Below are 8088 nucleotides of genomic sequence, written 5' to 3'. Positions count from 1 at the left end.
CGCTATTTACTTGTCAAAGAACCATGGTCTTGGAACCGCGGTCTTGCGACCTCGCCCCGCCGGGGCTTCCCGTCGCGGCGAGGAGCATGTATGCCCCAGTGCCCCGCCAGGTGTCAACCGCTTTTTTCGTTTTCCTCGTTTTTTCCCGAGGACCCCGTGGAACCCCGCTGAGGGCTCCGGAAAGCGGCAACCTGTTGATCCGGCTGAAAGAGCAAGCCGCGTCGGACGCTGTCCGTTGCGGCGAAGGGGGTATTTAGGGCATCAGGCGGGCAGGTGTCAACACGGTTTTTGGGCGCTGCCCAAAATCATCCATCAACAATGTGATTTATCACGGATTAATTATGTACAATCGGCGCCGCAATTGTCCCCTTTCCGCCCCGCCTCTTGCCGGAAGCGCCTCGCACGGGTAACACTGCCCACCTGACCGGGCCGCGCGGACCGCCTGTCCTACCGCCCCCGTCCGCACACTTTTCCTACATTATGAACGGAGCATCCATGTCGCAGACACACCGGGCGCAAGGCCGCCAGCAGCAGGACGGCGCGTACGTCCGCAAGTCCACCATGTACATGGCCGTGGCCGTGGCGCTGATCGTCGGCGCGTTCCTTGGCGTGCAGGCGGCGAGCATGTATTCGCCCGCGCCCGCGCAGGAAAAGCGCGCCGTGTCCGCCCCCAGCCAGCAGGCCCAGAACGGCGCGGCCAGCCAGATATCGCCCGAGATCATGGGGCGCATCCTGGAAATGGAGCAGGCCGTATTGAAGGACCCCAGCGACGTGGCCGCGTGGACCAAGCTGGGGCACCTGTACTTCGACACCGACCAGCCCAAGAAGGCCATCCCTGCCTACGAGAAGTCGCTGGCGCTCAAGCCCAATGACCCCGACGTGCTGACCGACCTTGGCGTGATGTACCGCGAGGACCACCAGCACGACCGCGCCCTGGCCACCTTCGAGAAAGCCATCGCCATCAATCCCAAGCACCAGATCGCCCGCTTCAACAAGGGCATCGTGCTGTACTTCGACCTGGAGCGGAAGGACGAGGCCATGAAGGCGTGGCGCGAACTGCTGGCCATCAATCCCGACGCCAAGGCCCCCAACGGCCAGCCGCTGAAGGAAATGATGCAGTCGCTGCAACAGCAGAGCAAGTAGGACGGGACCCGCCCGCCACACCGTTACACCGTGCGGATGCGCGCGGCGGCCACGTGCCGTCGCGCGCTTTTTGCTTGCGTCCGGATACGCGTGACGGGGCACGATCACTGAAATTCCCGCGCGGCCTCGCCCGCCGTTCCGGACCTTGATTTCCACTCGCCCCCCATGCCGAAGTGCGCTATGGTCCGACGGGGCGCGGCCCTGGCGCCGCGCCGCGCACGGTCAACACGCAACCCGCGCGCCCCGCGCGCCCACGGAACCATGCCGCACGCCCCGACCATCGCTTCGGCCCGCCGCTCGCCCCGCGTCCCCGCGCCCCGCGTCCCGTTATCCCGCCCGCATTTCTCCGGCCACCGCGCCAGTCTGCCCCGCGTGGCCGCCTGGCTGCTGCTGGCCTGCTGCCTTGCGGCATGGCCGGTCACGTCCACGCTGGCCGCCACGGCCGCGCCCGGCGCCAACCAGTCCGGCACCAGCCAGACCAGTGCCGCGCCCGCGTCCTCCAACGCCACCCGCGCGCTGGACACCTCGTCACTGCTGGCCACCCAGCCGCTGGCTCCGTTCATCGAATTCCTGGTGGACCCCACCGGCGCGCTCAGCGTGGACGAACTGCTCTCGCCCTCGCATCAGGCCGGGTTCACCCCGCTGGGCAACGGCCTGCCCCTGTTCCGCTCCGGCTCCACCTGGCTGCGCCTGACCCTGGCCCCCCGCCCCGCCGACGGACAGAACCGCCAGTTGCTGCTGGATCTCGGCCGCGACCTGCCCGGCCGCGCCACCCTGTTCCTGGCCAAACGCAACCAGCCCGGCGAACCCAACGAATGGCAGCCGCAAGACCCCGAGGGCGGCAACGTGTTCACCCTGCCCGACCCCGTGGGCAAGCCCGTGCCGGTGTACGTGAAGCTGGACGGCGTGCCGGGTCCGTGGTTCGCGCCCATGCTGCGTACCCCCCAGAACGCGGCCGCCAACAACGACGCCCTGGCCCGCCCCCTGGTGGTGGGGATGCTGGTGGCCGTGCTGGCCCTGTGCCTACTGCGCGGCGTTTTCGAGCGGGGCGAATGGCGGCTGTGGACCAGCCTGTTCGCCGCCGCCGTGCTGATCCAGGCCGTGGCCGGGCAGCCGCCCACGCCCGCCGGATACGTGCCGCTGCGCGGGCTGCCCGGCGTGCTGGCGCCCGGCCTGGCCCTGATGCTGCTGCCCCATGTGGGACGGCACCTGCTGCGCACCCGCGACGAAGCGCCCAACGCCGACATGCAACTGCGCGTGGTCTCGCTGGCCGGGGCCGTGCTGGCCCTGCTGCCGCTGGTGCCGGGCATGGCCTGGGCCTCGCGCCTGCTGGCGCTGTGGCCGCTGCTGCTGGTGCTGGTGCTGCCCGCCGCCCTGGCCTGCAAGTTCCGCAAGCTGCCCGGTTCGCGCCGATTCCTCACTGGGTGCCTGGCCGCGCTGGCCGGGGCCGGGGTGGGCGTCGCGGGGCTGGCGTCTCCGGCGCCCGCCGTGTGGCTTTCCACGGCCCCGCTGTGGGGCCTGGCCCTGCTGGCCCTGCTGGTGGCGGGCACAGGCACCCCGCGCCCGGCCGAGGCCGAGGGCACCCTGACCGGCGGGCGCGGCTACCGCGTGCGCAAAAGCCCGGCGGCGGAGCGCCCCGACCTGGACGACCCGCTGGCCGACGAGCCCGCCTTGCGCCTGATCTCGCCCGAGGAGCTGCGCGGCGGGGTGGCCCCGTCCCCGCGCACGCCAGCCATGCCGAACGAATCCGCAGACGAGGCCACAAACGAGTCCGCGGACGAGCCCACCTTCATGGGCAACGGCGGCGACAGCAGGAACGGCGGTGGGTCCGTACCCGAGGAACCGCTGGAACTTTCCCTTGGCGACGTAGTGCCCGAACTGGGCGATGCCCCCGCGCCGCGCGGCTCGCGCCGCCTTGCCCGCGCCGCCGCCGCGGCCGAGTCCGCCGGTTTCGCCACCGGCTTCGGGCCGGACGGGGACGGCACGCCCCCCGATGCGGCCTTCGACCCGCTGGCCCTGGCCCGCATGGAAGAAGCCCTGCTGGCGCCCATCGATGCCATGTTGCAGGAACTGGACGGCCTGGAGAACTGCGCGCTGCCCCCCGCCGCCCGCAGCCACGCCGAGGCCGTGGCCGCCACCGGACGCCAGTTGGCGTCCATCGCCGGGGACCTGGGCCGGGTGGCCGCGCCGCAACGCACCGCGCCGCGCCGGGCCGTGTTCGACCTGCAACGCATGCTGCGCGACGCCCACGACGCCGTGGCCGACCGCGCGGAACGCAAGGGCCTGGCCATCTCGTGGTTCATGGCACCCCATCTTTCGCAACTGTATGAAGGCGACACCGGGCAACTCGGCGAACTGCTGCGCCTGCTGGCGGAAAGCTCGGTGCGCTCCACGGACAAGGGCTCGGTGCACATGTCGGTGCGCCGCGTGCCCGACAGCACCGACCCCGGGCACCTGCTGTTCACCGTCAGCGATTCCGGCGCGGGCGCGCCACCGCACAAGCGCAGCGTCAGCGCGCTGGCCCGCGCCTGGGAGATGGCCGACGCCGCCGGGGGCACCCTGACCGTGGAAAGCGGCCGGGGCCAGGGCACCACCATTTCGTTCACCGCGCGGCTGGTGGCCCTTTCGGGCGACGCCACCGCGCCGCGCCCCTTCGTGGGCGTGGACCTGACCGACGACCTGCGCGTAGCCCGCCCCGCGCCCGACGCCGTCACGGCGGCGGACCACCTGCACCTGGGGCCGGTGGTGCCGCGCCGCCCGTTGCAGGTCATCGTGGCCGACGACGTGCCCAGCAACCGCCAGTTGCTGGCCTTTTTCCTAGAAGGGCTGCCGCATGCGCCGCTGGAGGCGCGCGGCGCCACCGAGGCGGGCATCCTGTACCGGCGCGCGCCCTCCGGCCTCGTCATCATGGACGGCGACATGCCCGAGGACGACATCGTGGCGGCCGTTGCCTCCATCCGTGGCTTCGAGCAGGAGCACGACCTGGCCCCGGTGCCGGTGCTGGCGCTGGTGGCGAACGAGGCCCAGGCCGAGCGCATGCTGGCCGCCGGGTGCACCGAGACGCTGGAAAAACCCCTGACCCGCAGCGGCCTGCGCGCCGCCGTGGAACGGCTGGCCCCGCCCCATGCCGAGCCGGAGCCGCTACAGCCCGCATACGCGGGATACGGCCCTGCCGTTGCCACCATGCCGTACGAGGACATGGACGACGCCCACGCCACGCCGCCGGACTTCGCGGAACTGCCCGACCTGTTCCTGGCTGGCGCGGAAAGCGGCGCGCTGCCGGAACTGCCCGACGAGGCCGACGCCAGGGCCGAAGCGGGCGGGGCGTTGGATCCCCTGGAACCGGTGGTGGGCGAGCCCACCGCCTGGCACCCGTGGGACCGCCCCCTGGAGGGCGGGCCGGAACAGCCCCCCGCAGATTTGCCCGGACTCGACCTGCCCGATGGCCCGGACGGCCCGGACGGCACGGGCGGTGAGGACGGCGCGGCAATGCACGACGCCACCGTCCATGGCGATCCCGGCGGGGAACCCGGCGCGGCGGAAGACGCGGTCGAGGAATTGCCCGACCTGTTCGGCGCGGACATCTTTGCCGTGCCGCACGCCGATCCCGCCACCCGCGGCGAATCCCCGTCATTCGTCGTCGCACCGGCGGCCGGGGCCTCGCATGGGGGCGGACCGCTGCCCGAAGGCGGGTCGCTTCTGGACCTCATCGTCACCGACGCAGCGGATTTCGAGTCCGCCGGTGATGGTGGCGATGCTACGGCTCCGTCCCTTGCCGCGCCTGACGCCCCGGCGGACGCCGCGATGGCGGCTCCGATCATCGCCGCTGCCCCGGCCTGGGGCGACGATTTCGAGGAGTCGGTGGGCGAGCCCATGCCCGTGGCATCCACCGCTCCCCCGCAGGCAACTCCCGGCGGCGCCACCGCCACGGCCCGAGAGGATGCAGTCACCGTAGCGCGCAAGCCCTCCACCGCCGACGGCGGCGAATGGGTGGGCGAGCCCATGCCCATGGAGCCGCACCGGGCCTCCACGCACGCTGGTCCCAGCGCTTCGTCCTCCTACGGGGCGGCGGCGCGGCTGGAGCGCTGGGAACGCGCCCAGCGCGCCCAGCAGCAAGGCCAGCGCGCCGTGCCGCAGCCCCCCGCGACGGAGCGCACGCCGGAGGGAAATCAGGACAGGCACCAGCCGCAAGCGCACGATCCCAGGCCCATCCGCGACCTGTCGGCCGAAGTGCGCCCCGGCTACCGGCCCAAGCAGCCCGTCCAGCCTGCCGCGCCCGCTCCGGCCGCACAGGCCGCGCCTGCAACGGTAGCCGCCACGGCAGCCACCACGGCAGCCGCCACGGCAGCCACCACGGCAGCCGCCACGGTAGCCACCGGACCGGCGGTTTCCGCGCAGCCCCCGGCAGCCCCGGCATGGCCCACCGCGCAACCGGCCCAGGCTGCGCAGCCCCTGCCGCCCCAGATGCAGTACACCAGGCCCCAGCCAGGCCAGACGCCGCCCCGCCCCGCGCAGGAACAGGCCCCGCACGGTCAACCGTACGCCCCGTCATACGCGCAGTCCGCCACGCCTTCCCCGGCAGCCCCCGCCAAGAGCTTTGCCGAGCGCATCGCGGAACGCATCGCCGTCCATCTCGGGCGCAACGCGGACCGCGCCAAGACGCCGGATGAGGATACGACGCGGCGTGCCCCGGCCCAACCCGCACGGGATGACCGCACGGCCCGGACCGACGCCGCCCCCGCCCGCCCCGCCCCGCCGCAACGGCCCGAGCCGCACGGCCACATGGGCGACGACATCGAGCCGTTCATCCCCGGCCTGCTGGAAACCCTGGACGCGGCGCTGGACGACGCCAGGCGCGGCCGGGCCGACGGCAGCACCTTTGCCGTGCAGGAAGCGGCGGCGCGCATCGCGGGCAAGGCGGAGAGCTTCGGCCTGCGGGTGCTGGAACGCATCGCCCGCTGCGTGGAGCGGGCCGCCACCGCCGACGACATGGAGGCCGTGCGCGACCTGCTGCCCGAACTGGAGGCCGCCGTGGAACGCAACCGCATCGCCCTGGCCCCGCGCGGCGGGCACGGCGGGCGGCGTTCCTGAGCCCGGCCGCCCGTTCCGGCCCCCGTTCGGAACCGACCCGGCACAGGGCATCGCCCCGGCCGCCCATGGACCGGGGCTATTGCATTGCCTCCGGGTTCCCTGCTTCCGCCGGATATTCCCCCAGCGGCATGGGGTGCGGAACACCCCGGAATACCATGCAATCCCCCATCGGTTGCGCATGCATCCCACACCGGCGTTGACACCGTCCGGGAGTGGAGTTAGCCTTCTCTCGTTTGAGTGTTCACTCCTCGCTTCTGCCGTATCGCGGCAGACACTGAAAGGATTCCGACATGAAGCGCGACACCATCCTGCTTACCGCCGCCAAGCTGTTTGCCGAGCGCGGGTTCAACAACACCCCCACCAGCCTCCTCGCCAAGGAGGCGGGCGTGGCGGAAGGCACCATCTTCCGCCATTTCAAGACCAAGGACGACATCTTCCTCACCCTGATCCGCAACGTGAAGGATCAGCTCATCAGCGACATCGAGAAATATCTCGAGGTGCGCGCGCCCGAGACCAGCGTGGAGAAAGTGGTCTCCATCATCAAGTCGTTCTACGTGTTCGTGAAGAAGAACCGCATGGAGTTCTGCCTGATCTTCCGCGACGCGCCCACCCGCTACGGCGAGCGGAACGACGACGTGTTCCTGGCCATCAAGGAAATCTACACCTACCTCAACGAGTACCTGCTGGTGGCCCTGCGCGACGGCCAGAAGGACGGGTCGGTGCGCGCCGACATCAACGTCGAGGACACCGCGTGCATGATCGTGGGCATCATGGTGGGCATCGTGCGCACCATCCACTTCCAGTTCGTGGAACCCACCGACGACCTGCTGCGCAACGTCATCGACAACGTCAGCCGCTTCCTGAAGCCGTAGCGGAAACTTCCGCGCCGTTTTCCACGGGGCCGTTCCGCGCATACGGGGCGGCCCTTCGTCATGCGGCGGCCCCCGGCCCGGTTTTCCGGACCACGGCCCTGGCCGCCGCCCCGCGCCACGCCCGACGGGAGGTGTTCCCCCCCATGTCCGCGTCCATCCTCCACAATCCCGCTGCCCTGCTGCTTCTGCTGCTTCTGGCGGCAGGCGCATGGCCCGCGTGGCCCACATGGCCCGCATGGCTTGTCCGCTCCGCCCATGCCGCGCAGCCAGACCGGCATGTCCAGCCGGTGCGCCTGCCCGCCTGCCCCGACCGGCCCAACTGCGCCATCACCCAGGCCGAAGGGGCGGTGCGCGACGGGCAGTACATCGAACCCCTGCCCTTCACCGGCGAGGCCGCGCCCGCCATGCGCCGCCTTGCCGTGGCCCTGTCCGCCCTGCCCGGCTGCACCGTTGTGGAGATGGGCGGCCTGACCGTGCGCGCCCAGTGCCGCGGCAAGGTCTTCGGCTTCATCGACGACGTGGTCTGCGTGGCGGACCCGGCGGCCTCGGTGGTGCACCTGCGCTCGGCCGCCCGTTCCGGCTGGTGGGACTTCGGCGTCAACCGGGACCGGGCGGAGCAGTTGCGGCGCAGGTTTCTGGGCCTGCCCCGTTAGGGGTTGTCTTGCCCGCCGCCCCCACCGCATTTCCGGTTGCCAAGCGGGCCGCGCGGGCGTAAAGCAGACCCCGCAGCGTGCCCACGGCATATCCACGGCATACCCGTGGTACACCGGGGCACACCGGGGCGGCCATACGGCCCGCCCCACCCCCAACAGGAGCACAGACGTGGATTCCGGCGACAGTAGTAGATGCCCCGCCGCATCGCACCGTTTCGCAACGACGCACCCGCGCCGCTGCCGCCGTCACGTCCGGGCCTGATCCCCTCCCGGTCCGCCCGGCGGCGCTGCGCGCCCCCGGAGATGGACCATGTTCCGCACGCCGCTTT

General features: G+C 71.7%; 4 protein-coding genes. All 4 read left to right on the top strand.

Going from position 1 to position 8088, the window contains the following annotated elements:
* Nucleotides 1-495: 495 nt before the first annotated feature.
* The 4 genes from ACR4XJ_RS08145 (at nucleotide 496) to ACR4XJ_RS08130 (ending at nucleotide 7759) form a co-directional block, all read left to right on the top strand.
* Entirely contained in the window at nucleotides 496-1143 is a 648-nt protein-coding gene (locus tag ACR4XJ_RS08145) for a tetratricopeptide repeat protein (RefSeq protein ID WP_434754754.1), read from the top strand.
* Nucleotides 1144-1404: 261 nt separating this feature from the next.
* On the top strand, nucleotides 1405-6234 hold the full coding sequence (locus tag ACR4XJ_RS08140) for a response regulator (RefSeq protein WP_434754753.1): 4830 nt from the start codon (nucleotides 1405-1407) through the stop codon (nucleotides 6232-6234).
* A 290-nt stretch (nucleotides 6235-6524) separates the two neighbouring features.
* Nucleotides 6525-7106, top strand: a complete 582-nt coding sequence (locus ACR4XJ_RS08135; protein WP_333507609.1) for a TetR/AcrR family transcriptional regulator — start codon at nucleotides 6525-6527, stop codon at nucleotides 7104-7106.
* A 143-nt stretch (nucleotides 7107-7249) separates the two neighbouring features.
* Complete coding sequence (locus ACR4XJ_RS08130) at nucleotides 7250-7759, top strand: DUF1499 domain-containing protein (protein WP_434754752.1); 510 nt, start codon at nucleotides 7250-7252, stop codon at nucleotides 7757-7759.
* Nucleotides 7760-8088 lie beyond the last annotated feature (329 nt).

The sequence above is a fragment of the Nitratidesulfovibrio sp. D1 genome (assembly GCF_051133415.1).
GTDB lineage: Bacteria > Desulfobacterota > Desulfovibrionia > Desulfovibrionales > Desulfovibrionaceae > Cupidesulfovibrio.
Note: the sequence above shows the minus strand (reverse complement) of the source record. Positions and strands in the feature narration are given on the sequence as shown.